Annotated in this window: 13 protein-coding genes; 11 read left to right on the forward strand and 2 right to left on the reverse strand. The window is 72.4% G+C overall.

The annotated features are described in order from the left end of the window. Window positions 1-23: 23 nt before the first annotated feature. Window positions 24-1,247 (reverse strand): helix-turn-helix domain-containing protein, encoded by a 1,224-nt coding sequence (locus ACFSJS_RS11410; RefSeq protein ID WP_380899236.1) that lies wholly within the window; start codon window positions 1,245-1,247, stop codon window positions 24-26. Window positions 1,248-1,449: 202 nt separating this feature from the next. Between ACFSJS_RS11410 and ACFSJS_RS11415 the strand changes: the two genes are divergently transcribed. The 8 genes from ACFSJS_RS11415 (at window position 1,450) to ACFSJS_RS11450 (ending at window position 11,258) form a co-directional block, all read left to right on the forward strand. Further along, window positions 1,450-2,376: a proline dehydrogenase family protein gene (locus ACFSJS_RS11415; protein ID WP_380899237.1), complete on the forward strand. Its 927-nt coding sequence runs from the start codon at window positions 1,450-1,452 to the stop codon at window positions 2,374-2,376. A gap of 82 nt (window positions 2,377-2,458) precedes the next feature. Continuing rightward, a complete protein-coding gene (gene pruA / locus ACFSJS_RS11420; RefSeq protein ID WP_380899238.1) occupies window positions 2,459-4,090 on the forward strand; it encodes an L-glutamate gamma-semialdehyde dehydrogenase in 1,632 nt (543 codons plus the stop codon). A 354-nt stretch (window positions 4,091-4,444) separates the two neighbouring features. Next, window positions 4,445-4,582: a hypothetical protein gene (locus ACFSJS_RS11425; protein WP_380899239.1), complete on the forward strand. Its 138-nt coding sequence runs from the start codon at window positions 4,445-4,447 to the stop codon at window positions 4,580-4,582. A 139-nt stretch (window positions 4,583-4,721) separates the two neighbouring features. Further along, complete coding sequence (locus ACFSJS_RS11430; protein WP_380899240.1) at window positions 4,722-5,759, forward strand: 3-isopropylmalate dehydrogenase; 1,038 nt, start codon at window positions 4,722-4,724, stop codon at window positions 5,757-5,759. A 231-nt stretch (window positions 5,760-5,990) separates the two neighbouring features. Further along, window positions 5,991-7,094 (forward strand): branched-chain amino acid aminotransferase, encoded by a 1,104-nt coding sequence (locus ACFSJS_RS11435; RefSeq protein ID WP_380899241.1) that lies wholly within the window; start codon window positions 5,991-5,993, stop codon window positions 7,092-7,094. A gap of 450 nt (window positions 7,095-7,544) precedes the next feature. Continuing rightward, window positions 7,545-9,176, forward strand: coding sequence for a citramalate synthase (cimA, locus tag ACFSJS_RS11440; RefSeq protein WP_380899242.1), 1,632 nt, complete (start codon window positions 7,545-7,547; stop codon window positions 9,174-9,176). A gap of 208 nt (window positions 9,177-9,384) precedes the next feature. Beyond that, window positions 9,385-10,974 (forward strand): acyl-CoA carboxylase subunit beta, encoded by a 1,590-nt coding sequence (locus tag ACFSJS_RS11445; RefSeq protein WP_380899243.1) that lies wholly within the window; start codon window positions 9,385-9,387, stop codon window positions 10,972-10,974. Window positions 10,975-11,036: 62 nt separating this feature from the next. Then, complete coding sequence (locus ACFSJS_RS11450) at window positions 11,037-11,258, forward strand: acyl-CoA carboxylase epsilon subunit (RefSeq protein ID WP_380899244.1); 222 nt, start codon at window positions 11,037-11,039, stop codon at window positions 11,256-11,258. 95 nt (window positions 11,259-11,353) lie between these two features. On the opposite strand, the gene ACFSJS_RS11455 is transcribed toward ACFSJS_RS11450, so the two are convergent. Further along, window positions 11,354-11,542, reverse strand: a complete 189-nt coding sequence (locus tag ACFSJS_RS11455) for a hypothetical protein (RefSeq protein ID WP_380899245.1) — start codon at window positions 11,540-11,542, stop codon at window positions 11,354-11,356. Window positions 11,543-12,095: 553 nt separating this feature from the next. Between ACFSJS_RS11455 and ACFSJS_RS11460 the strand changes: the two genes are divergently transcribed. From ACFSJS_RS11460 to ACFSJS_RS11470, 3 genes are all read left to right on the forward strand, one after another. Beyond that, on the forward strand, window positions 12,096-15,638 hold the full coding sequence (locus ACFSJS_RS11460; RefSeq protein WP_380899246.1) for a sensor histidine kinase: 3,543 nt from the start codon (window positions 12,096-12,098) through the stop codon (window positions 15,636-15,638). Between the two features lie 9 nt (window positions 15,639-15,647). Beyond that, on the forward strand, window positions 15,648-16,061 hold the full coding sequence (locus ACFSJS_RS11465; protein ID WP_155072008.1) for a roadblock/LC7 domain-containing protein: 414 nt from the start codon (window positions 15,648-15,650) through the stop codon (window positions 16,059-16,061). A 66-nt stretch (window positions 16,062-16,127) separates the two neighbouring features. After that, entirely contained in the window at window positions 16,128-16,541 is a 414-nt protein-coding gene (locus ACFSJS_RS11470) for a DUF742 domain-containing protein (protein WP_380899247.1), read from the forward strand. Window positions 16,542-16,570: the final 29 nt, after the last annotated feature.

Consider the following 16,570-nt stretch of genomic DNA (forward strand, 5'->3'; position numbering starts at 1 on the left):
CCCTCGGCCCCGCCCTCCGCCCGTCAGGGGCGCAGGAGCCGCGCGTTCTTGAGCGCCATGTGCAGCAGCAGCCGGTCCTCGCCGTCGTCCAGGTCCAGGCCGGTGAGCTGCTCGACCCGCGACAGCCGGTAGTACAGCGTCTGGCGGTGGACGCCCAGCAGCGCCGCGGTGCGACCCGCCTGCCCGGCGCAGTCGAGGAACGCCTCGGCGGTGCGGGCCAGCTCCCGGTGGCCGGGCTCCAGCAGCGCCCGCACCGACGGATCCGGCTCCCCGGCGGCGGCGCCGCCCGGTGCGGCCAGCATCCGGTACGGACCGATCCCGTCCCACTGCGCCACCGGGCCGAACCGCCGCTCCGCCCGCGCCGCCCGCGCCGCGGCCAGCGCCTGCCGCCAGGCCGCGGGCACCCCGCCCAGCCCCGTGCAGGGACCGCCGATCCCCGCCGCCGCGCCGGGCCGCCCCGGCTCGCCGGCGCGCGGCGAGCGCAGCAGCCGCTCGGCGGCGGTGCGGGCCGGCTCCAGACCGGCGGGGGTGCGCAGCCGGACCAGGACGGCCAGCCCTCCCGGGCCGCCCGGCGCGGGCGAGGCCGCCGCGGGCACCGCGCATCCCGCGAGGGCGCCGGGGACGCCCCGGGGGAGGACGGGGAAGAAGCCGGCGGGCTCCGCGTCGGCGCCGTCGGCCCAGGGCACCACGGCCACCACCGTCAGCGGCCCGGCCGCGGCGGCGCCGAGCTCCCCGGCCAGCTCGGCCTCGGCCTCCTCCGCGGCCGCCCGCTGCCCCGGGGCCGCGGTGAGCAGGACGCGCAGCAGCTCGCCCAGCCGGGTGCCCGTCCGGGACTCGGCGGCCAGCAGCACGCCGGCGCGGTCGGCGACGGCCCGCACGTCCGCCAGCCGGGGGTCGGACAGCTCCAGCGCCCCGTCGTCCAGCAGCCAGATGTAGCCCAGGACCACGCCGCCGTGCCGCACCGGCACGCAGATCCGTCCGCGCAGCACCCCGGCCGAGGGATCCGGCGGGATGCGCACCGGGCCCGTCGCCCGGGTGATGCCGAAGCTCTCGAACCAGGCCCGCACCCGTGCGCTGGAGCGCCGCCGCAGGATCGAACTGGTGCGCACCGGGTCCAGGGCGGTGTCGTCGCCGTCGCCCTCGTGCGCTCCGAAGGCGATCAGGCCGAAGTCGCGGTTCTCCAGGGTGGCCGGGGTGCCCAGGAGGGCGGTCACCTCGTCGACCAGCACCTGGTAGTCCTCGCGCATCCCTTGCGCCGCCTTCCGTTCACACCGTCCCCGAAAGACCCGGACGCCTTCCGCGGATCCCTCCATTGTCATACAGATGTATGAGATCCGGGCCACGGAAGCGTGACAGCTGTCGATGGCGGGAAGGGAGAGCGATCCTTAGGTTCGACGGTGGCTCTCCAGCCGCAAGACCACCGTCTAGATCCGTCCGTGGAGGTGCCCCGTGCTGGGTCCCGTGCTCCTCGCGGCCGCGCGCAGCGACAGCATCCGTCGCGTCGTCTCGGCCGCACCGGTCACCCGTCCCGTGGTGGACCGGTTCGTCGCCGGAGAGCGCCTCGACCAGGCCATGACGACCGTCCGCACCCTCACCGGGCGCGGCCTGGAGGTCACCCTCGACCACCTGGGCGAGGACGTCACCGACCGCAGTGAGGCGCTGCGCGCCCGGGACGCCTACCTGGAGCTGGCCGAGGCCCTGCGGGTGGCGGGCCTGGGGGAGCGGGCCGAGATGTCGGTCAAGCTCTCCGCCTTCGGGCAGGCCCTGCCGGGCGGCGAGGACCTCGCGTACGCCAACGTCCTCCCGGTCGTGGAGGCCGCCGCCGAGGCGGGCACGACCGTCACCCTGGACATGGAGGACCACACTACGGTCGACTCCACGCTGGCGATCCTGGCGAAGCTGCGCGAGCGCTTCCCCGCCACGGGCGCCGTGCTCCAGTCCTACCTGCACCGCACCGAGGACGACTGCCGCGCCCTGGCCGGCGCGGGCTCGCGGGTCCGGCTGGTCAAGGGCGCCTACAAGGAGCCCGCCTCCGTCGCCCTCCAGGACAAGCACGAGGTGGACCGGGCCTACGTCCGCTGCCTGCGGATCCTGATGGCGGGCGAGGGCTACCCCATGATCGGCTCCCACGACCCGCGGATGGTGGCCATCGCCCAGGAGCTGGCGCGGCGCTGCGGCCGCAAGTCGGACGAGTACGAGTTCCAGATGCTCTACGGCATCCGCACCGCCGAGCAGGAGCGGCTGGCCGAGGCCGGGCACCGGATGCGCGTGTACGTCCCCTACGGCACCGACTGGTACGGGTACTTCATGCGGCGGCTCGCCGAGCGCCCCGCCAACCTGGCGTTCTTCCTCCGCTCGCTGGCCACCAGAGACTGAGTGCCCGGATCCCGCGGCGGCCGCACGGGCCGGCGGTCCGAACGCACGACGACACGACCGAACCCTCGAAGGAGACACGGCCATGGACGCTGTGACCCAGGTCCCCGCGCCGGTGAACGAGCCGGTGCACACCTACGCACCCGGCACGCCGGAGCGCGCCCGTCTGGAAGCCAAGCTCAGGGAGCTCGCCGAGAACCCGATCGAGCTGCCGATGACCATCGGCGGCAAGAAGCGGATGGGCGGCGGGGAGCGCTTCGACGTCGTACAGCCCCACAACCACAAGGCGGTGCTGGGCACCGCGGCCCACGCCACCCGGCAGGACGCCCAGGACGCGATCGACGCCGCGCTGGCCGCCGCCCCGATGTGGCGCTCGCTCTCCTTCGACGACCGTGCCGCCGTCTTCCTGCGCGCCGCCGAACTGCTGGCCGGCCCCTGGCGCGAGACGCTGGCCGCCTCCACCATGCTGGGCCAGTCCAAGACGGCGCAGCAGGCCGAGATCGACACCCCCTGCGAACTGGTGGACTTCTGGCGCTTCAACGTCCACTACGCCCGCCAGATCCTGGCCGAGCAGCCGGTCGCCAACTCCCCGGGCGTGTGGAACCGGATGGACCACCGCCCGCTGGAGGGCTTCGTCTACGCCATCACGCCCTTCAACTTCACCGCCATCGCGGGCAACCTGCCCACCGCCCCGGCGCTGATGGGCAACACCGTCCTGTGGAAGCCGTCCCCGACCCAGACGCACGCCGCCGTGCTGCTCATGCGGCTGCTGGAGGAGGCGGGCCTGCCCGACGGCGTCATCAACCTGGTGACCGGTGACGGCAAGGAGGTCTCCGAGGTGGCACTGGTCCACCCGGACCTCGCGGGCATCCACTTCACCGGCTCGACCAAGACCTTCCAGTACCTGTGGAAGACGGTCGGGAACAACATCGAGAACTACAGGACGTACCCGCGCCTGGTCGGCGAGACCGGCGGCAAGGACTTCGTCGTCGCCCACCCCTCGGCCGACCCGGCGGTGCTCAGGACCGCGATGACCCGCGGCGCCTTCGAGTACCAGGGCCAGAAGTGCTCGGCCGCATCGCGCGCCTACGTGCCGCGCTCCATCTGGGAGAACGGCTTCAAGGAGGAGTTCGCCGCCGAGGTCGAGGGCCTGACCATGGGCGACGTCACCGACCTGTCGAACTTCATGGGCGCCGTCATCGACGAGCGCGCCTTCGCCAAGAACAAGGCGGCCATCGACCGCGCCAAGGCCGACCCGTCCTGCGAGGTCATCGCCGGCGGCAGCTACGACGACAGCGTCGGCTACTTCGTCCGCCCGACCGTCCTGACCTGCACCGACCCGAAGAGCGAGGTGTTCTGGCAGGAGTACTTCGGTCCGATCCTGGCCGTCCACGTCTACGACGACGGCGACTGGGACGCGGTGCTGGAGCAGATGGAGTCGGTGGCGCCGTACGGCCTGACCGGCTGCGTCATCGCCCGGGACCGCGCCGCCGCGGCCCACGCCTGCGAGGTGCTGCGCTTCGCGGCGGGCAACTTCTACATCAACGACAAGCCCACCGGTGCCGTCGTGGGCCAGCAGCCCTTCGGCGGGGGCCGGGCCTCGGGCACCAACGACAAGGCGGGCTCCAAGCTGAACCTGATGCGGTGGACCTCCACCCGCTCCATCAAGGAGACCCTGGTCCCGCCGACCGACTACCGCTACCCCCACATGGGCTGAACCCTCCTCGACGGCCCGTGTCCGACGCCCCCGCCCGGCTCCGCCCGGTCGGGGGCGTCGGCCTGCGCGGGCGGGGCCGGGCGGGGGGGGGCGAGTGGTGTGACGGAGGAGACGCAGGTCGAAGAGGGTGCCGTCTCAGATAGTAGGAAGGCCAACTAATTGGCGGGACATCACGGCTCCCAGCCCTTATTTTGGTAGGAGCCGAACGTCTCGCTCCATCAGCGAATGGCGGATGAGGCGCGGTGCCCGCCGCAGGCGACCCCTGCCGCACCGGCCGCCCCCGCCGCTCACGGCGCCTGGAATCCCGCAGGAATCCCTCCTCTTCCCGTCTTCCGGTTCCCAAGGAGTTCGACCATGGACGAGACCGCACGCCGCCGTGCCCGCCACGCCGCCCGCGACCAGCACCACGGGGACGCCGACCGCCGCAACGCCGCCGCGGCGCTCCAGCGGGCGCTGGACCGCCGGGACAACGGCGGAGCCACCGGCCACTGAGGCCCCGGGGAGTCGCCCGCAGGGTCCCGCCGCCCCTCGGGCGGCGTCCGGGGAGCACCGGGCGCCGCGCGGGGCCGGCCGGTGGTCCGGATCCTGGACGGCGCGTGTCGACCCCTGGGATGAGCGGTAGGGTCCCCCCATGTCTCGCAGCATCGACCTCGCAGTGATCCCCGGTGACGGCATCGGCCGGGAAGTCGTGGCCCAGGGCCTGAAAGTCCTGTCCGCCGTCCTGCCGCAGGACGTGAAGCTGCAGACGCACGAGTACGACCTCGGCGCGAAGCGCTGGCACGCCACGGGCGAGACCCTGCCGGACGCCGAGTTGGAGCGGCTCAAGGGCCACGACGCGATCCTGCTCGGCGCGATCGGCGACCCGTCCGTCCCCTCCGGTGTCCTGGAGCGCGGGCTCCTGCTCAAGCTGCGCTTCGCCTTCGACCACTACGTCAACCTGCGTCCGTCGAGGCTCTTCCCCAACACGGCGACCCCGCTGGCGGGCCGCCCGGACGTCGACTTCGTCGTCGTCCGCGAGGGCACCGAGGGCCCCTACACCGGCAACGGCGGCTCCCTGCGCACCGGCACCCCGGCCGAGGTGGCCACCGAGGTCAGCGTGAACACCGCCTACGGCGTCGAGCGCGTGGTGCGGGACGCCTACGAGCGGGCGAAGGCCCGGCCGCGCCGCAAGCTCACGCTGGTCCACAAGAACAACGTCCTCGTGCACGCCGGCCACCTGTGGAAGAGCATCTTCGACCGGGTCGGCGAGGAGTATCCCGAGGTCACCACCGACTACCTCCACGTGGACGCCGCGACGATCTTCTTCGTCACGCAGCCCGAGCGCTTCGACGTGATCGTCACCGACAACCTCTTCGGCGACATCCTGACCGACCTCGCCGCCGCCGTCACCGGCGGCATCGGACTGGCCGCCTCCGGGAACATCAACCCCACCGGCGCCTTCCCGTCGATGTTCGAGCCGGTCCACGGCTCCGCGCCCGACATCGCGGGCACCGGCAAGGCCGACCCCACCGCGACGGTCCTGTCCGTCGCGCTGATGCTGCGCCACCTCGGCTTCGAGGCCGAGGCGGCCCGCATCGAGGACGCGGTCTCCGCCGACCTCGCGGAGCGCTCCGGCGCCCGCACGACCGACGAGATCGGCGACGCCCTCGCGGTACGAGTAGCCGGCTAGCGAGCCCCGCCGCACGTTCCGGCCGGGCCCGCAGGCGCCCGGCCGCTGTGCTACTCGGCGGTTGGGTGCGACCATCTACCCCAGGACCGCCCACCCGTGTCCGCCGTGCGGCCGCCCATCTCCGATAATCGGAGATGGGGCCGCTGTAGGCGAGGAAGCTCGGACGTCCTAGTACCCGCGGGAACGCGGGAGTGCGGTCCGCCACGACACCCAGTGAAGGACGCGCTCACCATGACGACGCCCCGTATCGAGTTCGACCTCAAGCCCTCCGCGCAGCCCCTGCCGGACGCGGAGCGCGAGGCGGTGCTGGCCGACCCCGGGTTCGGCCGCCACTTCACCGACCACATGGTCACCATCCGGTGGACCGAGGGCCGCGGCTGGCACGACGCGCAGCTCCAGCCGTACGCGCCGCTCCAGATGGACCCGGCGAACATGACGCTGCACTACGCCCAGACGATCTTCGAGGGCCTGAAGGCGTACCGCCAGTCCGACGGTTCCGTCGCCGTCTTCCGGCCGGAGGCCAACGCCGAGCGCTTCCGGCGCTCCGCGCGCCGGCTGGCCATGCCCGAGCTGCCGGTGGAGGCCTTCGTCGAGGCGTGCGACCTGCTCGTCCAGCAGGACGTGGCGTGGGTGCCCAGCCAGGCGGAGCAGTCGCTGTACCTGCGGCCCTTCATGTTCGCCACGGAGGTCGGGCTCGGGGTGCGGCCCGCGAACGAGTACCTGTTCATGGTGATCGCCTCCCCGGCCGGCGCCTACTTCCCGCGCGGCGTCAAGCCGGTCTCGGTGTGGCTGTCGAAGGAGTACGTCCGTGCCGCCCCCGGCGGCACCGGCGAGGCCAAGACCGGCGGCAACTACGCCGCCTCCCTCGTCGCCCAGGCCGAGGCCGCCGGACACGGCTGCGACCAGGTGGTGTGGCTGGACGCCGACGAGCGCCGCTGGATCGAGGAGATGGGCGGCATGAACCTGTACTTCGTCAGGGGGACGGGAGCGGACGCCACCGTCGTCACCCCCGCGCTGACCGGCACCCTGCTGCCGGGCATCACCCGCGACTCGCTGCTGACCATCGCCGCGGACCTGGGCTACCGCACCGAGGAGGCCCGCATCTCCGTCGAGGAGTGGCGCGAGGGCAACGCCGACGGCTCGATCAGCGAGGTGTTCGCCTGCGGCACGGCGGCCGTCATCACCCCCGTCGGCACCGTGAAGTCGGCGGACGGGGAGTGGACCGTCGGCGACGGCGAGCCGGGCGAGATCACCATGAGGCTCCGCGAGGCGCTGCTGGCCGTCCAGACCGGGCGCGCGGAGGACAAGCACGGCTGGATGCACCGGCTCGCCTGACGGCCCGGCGCGCCGGCGACCGCCGTCGCGGCCCGCCCGCGTCCCGGTGGGGCACGGACGGGGGCGGACCGCGGCGGCGGGGAGCGGCGGAGCGAGGCGGCGCCCGGCCCCGCCTCGCTCCGCCCCCTCCCGGACGGAGCCGGTGTCCCGTTCCGGCGACCACATCGTGAGACCGCCCTCCCGGCGGCACGGATCCGTGGCAGACTGTCCCCGTGCCTCAGCTCGCCATGATTATCGGCAGCAGGCGCGCCGGTCCGCAGTGACCGTCCTCGCACAGACCCGGTGCGGTGGCGGACACCGTGTCCCAGACCCGCGCGCAGACCTCTCGCACCCGCGAGGGGTCTTTTCGTTTTCCGGTCCATCCCGCCGGAGGCGAAGGCGCGCGGGACGAGGGGACAAGTGGGGCCAAGCCTTCCGGACCTACTCTCATCCGACAGGAGCCTGACCAGCATGACCGACGCCGCGGACTCCCGGCATCCGGGGAGCGCGTCCCCTCTCGGCGACGCGTTCCACGTCTTCGACACCACGCTCCGCGACGGGGCCCAGCGCGAGGGAATCAACCTCTCCGTCGCGGACAAGCTGGCCATCGCCCGTCACCTGGACGACTTCGGTGTCGGTTTCATCGAGGGCGGATGGCCCGGTGCCAACCCCAGGGACACCGAGTTCTTCCGGCGGGCCCGCGCGGAGATCGACTTCCGCCACGCGCAGCTCGTCGCCTTCGGAGCCACCCGCAGGGCGGGGGTGGCCGCCGCGGACGACCCGCAGGTGCGGGCGCTGGTCGACTCCGGGGCGCCCGTGGTCACCGTGGTGGCCAAGGCGCACGACCGCCACGTCGAGCTGGCGCTGCGCACCACCTTGGAGGAGAACCTGGCGATGGTCCGCGACACCGTGGAGTACCTGCGGTCCGCCGGACGCCGGGTCTTCGTCGACTGCGAGCACTTCTTCGACGGCTACCTGGGCAACCCCGAGTACGCCAAGCAGGTCGTGCGCACCGCCCACGAGGCCGGGGCGGACGTGGTGGTCCTGTGCGACACCAACGGCGGCATGCTCCCGGCCCGGATCCAGGCCGTGGTGCGCACCGTCCTGGCCGACACCGGCGCGCGCCTGGGCGTCCACGCCCAGGACGACACCGGCTGCGCCGTCGCCAACACCCTGGCCGCCGTGGACGCCGGCGCCACCCACGTGCAGTGCACCGCCAACGGCTACGGCGAGCGCGTGGGCAACGCCAACCTCTTCTCCGTCGTCGCCGCGCTGGAGCTGAAGTACGGCATGCGGGTGCTGCCCGAGGGCGCGCTGCGCGAGGCGACCCGGATCTCCCACACCATCGCCGAGGTCGTCAACATCACCCCCTCCACCCATCAGCCGTACGTGGGGGTGTCGGCCTTCGCGCACAAGGCCGGGCTGCACGCCTCCGCCATCAAGGTGGACCCCGACCTCTACCAGCACATCGACCCCGAGCTGGTGGGCAACCGGCTGCGGATGCTGGTCTCCGACATGGCCGGCCGCGCCTCCATCGAGCTCAAGGGCCGGGAACTGGGCATCGACCTGGGCGGCGACCGGGAGCTGGTCGGGCGGATCGTGGAGCGCGTCAAGGAGCGCGAACTGCGCGGCTACAGCTACGAGGCCGCCGACGCCTCCTTCGAGCTGCTGCTGCGCGAGGAGGTGGAGGGGCGTCCGCAGAGCTTCTTCACCACCGAGTCCTGGCGGGCCATCGTCGAGGACCGCCCCGACGGCTCCCACGCCAACGAGGCCACCGTCAAGCTGTGGGCCAAGGGCGAGCGCATCGTCGCCACCGCGGAGGGCAACGGTCCGGTCAACGCGCTCGACCGGGCGCTGCGGGTGGCACTGGAGCGGATCTACCCCGAACTCGCCCAGATGGAGCTGGTGGACTACAAGGTCCGCATCCTGGCGGGCACCCACGGCACCGAGTCCACCACGCGGGTGCTCGTCTCCACCGGCGACGGCGGCGGCGAGTGGTCCACCGTCGGCGTCGCCGACAACGTCATCGCGGCCTCCTGGCAGGCGCTCGTGGACGCCTACGCCTACGGACTGCTGCGAGCGGGTGTCGAGCCGGTGGGCTGACCGGCCGTCACGGAACACTCCTACGGGTACGGACGATCTCCCGCGCGCACTGTGGGAACCCCACAGCGCGCGCGGGAGGAAACTGGGGGTCTTCCCTGGTGTGGGCGCTGCGAAGGCGTGGTTCTGTGCGGCGTGGCCATGAATGACGGGCCGAGACTGTACGAATCTGACGACGGCGAACAGCCGGGCTGTTTCGTAGGGTCTGAACATGACCGATCTGTCCCAGACACCGCGTGAGGCGGAACCGACCGATGCTCGTGGTCGTGTGGCGGAGTTGCATGCCGTGCGTGAGCGGGTGCGGTGTGGTCCGAGTGAGCGGGCGACCGAGGCGCAGCATGCGAAGGGGAAGCTGACTGCGCGTGAGCGGATCGAGTTGCTGCTGGATCCGGGGTCGTTCTCCGAGGTGGAACCGTTGCGGCGGCATCGGGCGACGGGTTTCGGGTTGGAGGACAAGCGGCCGTTCACCGATGGTGTGGTGACCGGGTGGGGGACGGTGGAGGGGCGGACGGTGTTCGTCTATGCCCATGATTTTCGGATTTTCGGTGGTGCGTTGGGGGAGGCGCATGCGGCGAAGATCCACAAGATCATGGACATGGCGATCGCGGCGGGGGCTCCGCTGGTGTCGCTGAACGACGGGGCGGGTGCGCGCATCCAGGAGGGTGTGGTGGCGCTGGCCGGGTACGGGGGGATCTTCCAGCGCAATACCCGGGCGTCGGGGGTGATTCCGCAGATCTCGGTGATGCTGGGGCCGTGTGCGGGGGGTGCGGCGTACTCGCCGGCGTTGACGGATTTCGTGTTCATGGTGCGGCGGACCTCGCAGATGTTCATCACCGGTCCGGATGTGGTCAAGGCGGTCACCGGTGAGGAGATCAGCCAGGACGGGCTGGGCGGTGCGGACGTGCACGCGGCGACGTCGGGGGTGGCGCACTTCGTCTACGACGACGAGGAGTCGTGTCTGGCGGAGGTGCGCTACCTGCTGTCGTTGCTGCCGTCGAACAACCGGGAGATGCCGCCGCGGGTGGAGTGTGCCGATCCGGTCGGCCGGCGTGGTGAGGCGCTGCTGGATCTGGTGCCGGCCGACGGCAACCGGCCCTATGACATGCGGGCGGTGATCGAGGAGATCGTCGATGAGGGCGAGTTCCTCGAGGTGCACGAGCGGTGGGCGGGCAATGTGATCTGCGCGCTGGCCCGGTTGGACGGGCAGGTGGTGGGGATCGTGGCGAACCAGCCGCAGCACCTGGCCGGGGTGCTGGACATCGAGGCCAGTGAGAAGGCCGCCCGGTTCGTGCAGATGTGCGATGCGTTCAACATTCCCCTGGTGACGCTGCTGGATGTGCCGGGGTTCCTGCCGGGGGTGGACCAGGAGCACGGCGGGATCATCCGGCACGGGGCGAAGCTGCTGTACGCGTACTGCAATGCCACGGTGCCGCGGATCTCGGTGGTGCTGCGCAAGGCCTACGGCGGGGCGTACATCGTGATGGACTCGCAGTCCATCGGTGCGGATCTGACCTATGCGTGGCCGACCAACGAGATCGCGGTGATGGGGGCCGAGGGCGCCGCCAACGTGATCTTCCGCCGGCAGATCGCCGCCTCCGAGGATCCCGAGGCCACCCGGGCGGAGCTGGTCAAGGAGTACAAGGCCGAGCTGATGCACCCCTACTACGCGGCCGAACGCGGTCTGGTCGACGACGTCATCGATCCCGCCGACACCCGCGCCACCCTCATCCAGGGCCTGGCCATGCTCCGCACCAAACACGCCGACCTGCCCTCCCGCAAGCACGGCAACCCCCCGCAGTAGCGGCCCGCGGCCGCGCCCGCGACGACACCAGCGACGACACGACACCTGTGAGGAACCGTCCCGTGAACGACTCAGCCACCCTCGCCGCCACCGACGTGGTCCGTGTGGAGAAGGGCCACGCCAACGAGGAGGAACTCGCTGCCGTCACCGCCCTCCTGCTGGCCCGCGCCGCCGCACACCGCAGCCGTACCGCCGGCGTCGCGCGCCCCCGCCGCAGCACCGCCGGCTGGCGCCGCCTGGAGCGCGTCTCCGGCTTCCGCGCCCCGCACAGCTGGCAGGGCTGAAACCGCGGGCCGACGGCCTGCCGGAACCGCGCAGCGGCCCCGTACGCGATCGCGTACGGGGCCGCTGCGCGGTTCCGGCAGGCGGTGCGGGGCGGTCAGCCGACGGGCGCGTCCACCAGGACGGTGCGCCGCGGGTTGGCGGTCTGGGCCGGCAGGACGGCTGCCTGCTTCCCCTCGGTCTGCTCCGTGCGGGAAACCGCGGTGAGCTCCGCGGCGTCCTTGAGGTGGGCCAGGGTCGTGCGCCGCGGATTGGCAACGCTGCGCGTGATCGTGGTCGTCTTCACCGAGTCTGCCCCGTTCGCCTTCTTGTGGTTTACCAGCGTTCCGTAAAAGGTGAGCGTAAGGGTCCCCCTTCCCCTCCGGGGATGACTCCTACAGCGATTGACCTGTGATTTTACTCACGACTCGTCGGTCAAAAGCCGTATACCGGGCCACTTCTGGTGGACCGACAAACGGACATACAGGCCTCAAGTCGGGTTTTCCGTCCTCCGGCGGCTCTACCGGGGCAGGGGGCGCCGCCGGGGTCCGACTGCGGCGCTAGCTGCCGAAAGTCCGCAATGAGAGCTATGGCGATACACGCTGCGCCACCCGGTCTCTGCGCAGCGTGACGCCCGTTGTGGGGTTATCCACAGCCCTTGTTGGAGATCCGGCACTGTGCTGGAATTCCACGGACCGCCGTAGACGAACCGGCGCGCAAGGGGCGCATGGAAGCGCCGCGCGGCGGTGACGTGGAGGCGCGCCGGTCACTCACGACCGTCAGGGGGGCCTCGGGCCCTCCCGACTCGATACCGTTCCGCCGTTCGCGGGGGGACGCCTGGTCCAGAGGTTGCGACGCTAGTGCAGGGACGTTTCAAGAGGGATGGCAGCGCTGTGGGGGACCCGGAGCTGCGCGGTGCGACCGACCGCGGCTCCTCGGCCCAGCGCGCCCAGGGGAGCGGTGGCCGGGAGCAGGCCCTCGACGCCGACGGAGGCAGGCGCGCCGGCACACAGCCGGCCGGAGAGCCCGAAGGTGCTCCGAAGCCCAAGGAGCCCAGTGCGGCGGGCTCCCGCCTCGCCCTGCGCAACTGGCGCATCAGCACCCGGCTGGTCTCGCTGCTGGCCCTTCCGGTCGTGGCGGCCACCTCGCTGGGCGTGCTGCGCATCAACACCTCGCTGGCGGAGGTCGACCAGCTCGACAACATGAAGCTCCTGACGGAGATGACCGAGCACGCCACGGAGCTGGCGGCGGCCCTCCAGGAGGAGCGGGACCGCTCGGCCGGTCCGCTGACCGGCACCGGAAACCCCAAGGACGACACGGTCGTCGCCCCGCGCGAGACGACCGACCAGGTCAAGGGCGCGTTCTTCGACGCGACCGCGGGCCTCGACGACGCCGACAACGACGTGCTCTCCGGCGTCCGGGCCTCGGTCACCGAGATCCACCGGCAGCTCAACCGGCTGAAGAGCATCCGCGACCGGGCGTACGACAACCCGGACAACGTCGCGCAGACGGTCAACGACTACAACCAGCTCATCGAGTCGCTGCTGGGCCTGTCCCAGGACATGGCGCAGGCCACCAGCAACCCGGAGATGATCCAGAGCACCCGCGCGCTGGCCGCGTTCTCCGCCGCCAAGGAGTACGCCTCCGTGCAGCGCGCGATCATCAGCGCCGGCCTGGCCCGCAAGGGCGGCCCCAAGCTCTCGGACAACGACCACCTCTACCTGCGGACGGCCTGGGACGGCGAGTCCGCGGCGCTCAACCGCTTCGGGGACATCTACGGCAGCAGCCGGGCGGCGGAGCTGACCAAGCCGCTGGACGAGGGCATCGTCAACATCACCTCGGCCAACCAGTACGCCGAGCGCGTGGTGAAGGACCCCGAGGGCATCTCGCGGGAGAACCGCTCGTACCTGGACTGGTTCGACCAGGACCGGGTCAAGATCGAGCAGATGGAGAAGATCGAGGCCTCGCTCCTCACGCAGATGGACGAGCAGGCCCGTCAGCTGCGCGCGGAGGCCCAGCAGTCGGCCTTCATCAACGGTGTCCTCGTCCTGCTGGTGCTCGGCATCTCGCTGGTCGGCGCGTTCGTCGTGGCCCGCTCCATGGTGCGCTCGCTGCGCCGCCTGCAGGACACCGCCCAGGACGTGGCCCGCCGCCGCCTGCCCGAACTGGTCAAGCAGCTCTCCGAGGCCGACCCGCAGGACGTCGACACCTCGGTCGAGTCCGTCGGCGTCCACAGCCGCGACGAGATCGGCAAGGTGGCCGCGGCGTTCGACGACGTCCACCGCGAGGCGGTCCGCCTCGCGGCCGAGCAGGCGCTGCTGCGGGGGAACGTCAACGCGATGTTCACCAACCTCTCGCGCCGCAGCCAGGGCCTGATCCAGCGCCAGCTGTCGCTGATCTCGGAGCTGGAGTCCCGCGAGGCCGATCCGGACCAGCTCTCCTCGCTGTTCAAGCTGGACCACCTGGCGACCCGCATGCGCCGCAACGGCGAGAACCTGCTGGTCCTCGCGGGCGAGGAGCCGGGCCGCCGCTGGACGCGCCCGGTGCCGCTGGTGGACGTGCTGCGCGCCGCCGCGTCCGAGGTGGAGCAGTACGAGCGCATCGAACTCAGCGCCGTCCCCACCACCGAGGTCGCCGGCCGGGTCGTCAACGACCTGGTGCACCTGCTGGCCGAGCTGCTGGAGAACGCCACCTCGTTCTCCTCTCCGCAGACCAAGGTCAAGGTCACCGGTCACGCCCTCCCCGACGGCCGGGTGCTGATCGAGATCCACGACACCGGCATCGGCCTGTCGCCCGAGGACCTGGCGGCGATCAACGAACGGCTCGCCAACCCGCCGACGGTGGACGTCTCGGTCTCCCGGCGCATGGGCCTGTTCGTGGTCGGCCGCCTCTCCCTGCGCCACGGCATCCGCATCCAGCTGCGGCCCTCCGACTCCGGCGGCACGACCGCGCTGGTCATGCTTCCGGTGGACGTCACCCAGCGCGGCGGGCAGCAGAAGCCGGGCGGCGACGGCAGCCAGGGCTCCGGCCCCTCCGCCACGCTCCGGCGTGAGCCGCAGGGCGGCGGGGCCCCGCCCGCCGGCACCAGCCGGCTCGGGGCGCTGCCCACCCGCAACCAGGTCCAGGGCGGTTCCTCGCGCGCCGCGCTGCCGGGCGGCGGTTCCGCCGCGGGCGGCGGCGGCTTCGGCGGTCCCGGGCGTCCGGGCGGCCCGGCCGGTCCCGGTGGTCCGGCCGGTCCCGGCCGTCCCGCGGGGGCCCCGGCGGGCGCGGGTGCCCCGAGCGGTTTCGGCACCGGCCCGCAGCCCGACGCCCACACCGGCCAGGGGCAGTTGCCGCAGCGCGGAAAGACTCCCGCGAGCGCGCTGCCCGCCGGGTCGGGCGACCGGCGTCCCAGCTGGGCCGACGGTCAGGGCGACCGGGCCACCGGGTGGGCCGAGGCGCCCGACGCGCCGCGCGGCCACGAGGAGGCCGAGAGCACCTCGGAGTTCGCCCGTCCCGAACAGACGGGGACGCACCGGCAGCCCGCCGGCCCCGGTGACACCGCCCAGTTGCCGCGTCTGGAGCCGGGCGGGGGCCTGCAGGCGCCCCACGGCCCGCAGGACACCGGCCGGTTCGCGCGTCCGCAGGGCCCGCAGGACACCGGCCAGTTCCCGCGTCCGCAGGACACCGGTGAGTTCCCGCGTCCGCAGGATCCGCAGGACACCGGCCAGTTCCCGCGTCCGCAGGACACCGGTGAGTTCCCGCGTCCGCAGGGCCCGCAGGACACCGGTGAGTTCTCGCGTCCGCAGGGCCCGCAGGACACCGGCCGGTTCCCCGGGCAGGACCAGTCCTCCGCGCGCGGGGGATCCGGCTACGAACTGCCCGGCAGCTCGCCCTCCACCGGCTCGGACGAGCGCACTCCGATTTTCGAGTCGGTCGAGTCGAGCTGGTTCAGCGCCAAGCACGCCGCCCAGGACGGGCCGACCGCGCAGTCGTCGGACACCCGGCAGCAGACCCCCGGCGCGGCGGCCGGCGGTTCCGGTGAGCGGCGGCCGGACGGGGCGGCCCCGGTCGCGCCGCAGCGGTCGTCCGCGGCCGGCGGTTCCGGCGGCCGGGGCGGAGCCGGATGGCAGGAGAGCCCGAACGACGAGCGCTGGCGCCGGGCCGAACAGCTCCGCCAGCCCGCCGCGGGCGGCGTCACCACATCCGGCCTGCCGCGCCGCGTGCCCCGCGCCAACCTGGTGGCGGGGACCGCGCAGCAGAGGTCGTCCGCGCCGGCCGGTCCGCAGGTCTCGCGTGCGCCCGACGACGTGCGCGGCCGGCTGACCAATCTCCGCCGGGGCATTCAGCAGGGTCGACAGGCCGGCAGCGGCCGGACCGGCGGTGGCCGCGGCACAGGCCCCACCTACCAGCAGGAGCGTTAGTTGAGTCCGATGAGCCAGGCGGCGCAGAATCTGAACTGGTTGATCACCAACTTCGTGGAGAACACCCCGGGGGTGTCGCACACGGTGGTGGTCTCCGCCGACGGCCTCCTTCTGGCCATGTCCGAGGGGTTTCCGCGGGATCGTGCCGATCAGTTGGCGGCGGTCGCGTCGGGTCTGACCTCGCTGACCGCTGGTGCGTCGCGGATCTTCGAGGGGGGTGCGGTGAATCAGACGGTGGTGGAGATGGAGCGCGGGTTCCTGTTCATCATGTCGATCTCCGACGGTTCCTCGTTGGCGGTGCTGGCGCACCCGGAGGCGGACATCGGTCTGGTCGGTTACGAGATGGCCCTGCTGGTGGACCGCGCGGGTACGGTGCTGACGCCGGACCTCCGCGCCGAACTGCAGGGAAGCCTCCTGAACTGACGAACGCTCCCCCCACATGAGCACCACAGTCCGCATCGCCGACCTCATGCCTCGCTCGGAGGAGCCATGACCCCGCCGCCCGCCTCACCCGGTCCGTACGGTGGCCCGAACGGTCACATGCCGTACGACGGCGAGGGCGACCAGCCGCTGGTGCGGCCGTACGCCATGACCGGGGGCCGCACCCGCCCGCGCTACCAGCTCGCGATAGAGGCGCTGGTGAGCACCAGCGCGGACCCGACGCAGCTGATGGGTCTGCTGCCCGAGCACCAGCGGATCTGCCACCTCTGCCAGGAGGTCAAGTCGGTGGCGGAGATCTCGGCGCTCCTCGCCATACCCCTGGGTGTGGCCCGTATCCTCGTCGCCGACCTGGCCGAGGCCGGGATGGTCGCCATCCACCAGCCGGGAAGCAGCAGCGAGCCCGGCGGCGCACCGGACGTGACACTGCTCGAAAGGGTGCTCAGTGGACTTCGCAAGCTCTAGCGGTGCATCGCGCTCCACCACCTCCGCGA

The sequence above is a fragment of the Streptomyces desertarenae genome (assembly GCF_042681365.1).
GTDB lineage: Bacteria > Actinomycetota > Actinomycetes > Streptomycetales > Streptomycetaceae > Streptomyces > Streptomyces desertarenae.

Excerpts from the sequence above, each read along its gene's own strand:
- ACFSJS_RS11430 (WP_380899240.1), top strand. The coding sequence starts at position 4,722 with ATGTCTCGCAGCATCGACCTCGCAGTGATCCCCGGTGACGGCATCGGC.
- cimA (WP_380899242.1), top strand. The coding sequence starts at position 7,545 with ATGACCGACGCCGCGGACTCCCGGCATCCGGGGAGCGCGTCCCCTCTC.
- ACFSJS_RS11435 (WP_380899241.1), top strand. The coding sequence starts at position 5,991 with ATGACGACGCCCCGTATCGAGTTCGACCTCAAGCCCTCCGCGCAGCCC.
- ACFSJS_RS11425 (WP_380899239.1), top strand. The coding sequence starts at position 4,445 with ATGGACGAGACCGCACGCCGCCGTGCCCGCCACGCCGCCCGCGACCAG.
- pruA (WP_380899238.1), top strand. The coding sequence starts at position 2,459 with ATGGACGCTGTGACCCAGGTCCCCGCGCCGGTGAACGAGCCGGTGCAC.
- ACFSJS_RS11465 (WP_155072008.1), top strand. The coding sequence starts at position 15,648 with ATGAGCCAGGCGGCGCAGAATCTGAACTGGTTGATCACCAACTTCGTG.
- ACFSJS_RS11470 (WP_380899247.1), top strand. The coding sequence starts at position 16,128 with ATGACCCCGCCGCCCGCCTCACCCGGTCCGTACGGTGGCCCGAACGGT.
- ACFSJS_RS11445 (WP_380899243.1), top strand. The coding sequence starts at position 9,385 with ATGACCGATCTGTCCCAGACACCGCGTGAGGCGGAACCGACCGATGCT.
- ACFSJS_RS11410 (WP_380899236.1), bottom strand. The coding sequence starts at position 1,247 with ATGCGCGAGGACTACCAGGTGCTGGTCGACGAGGTGACCGCCCTCCTG.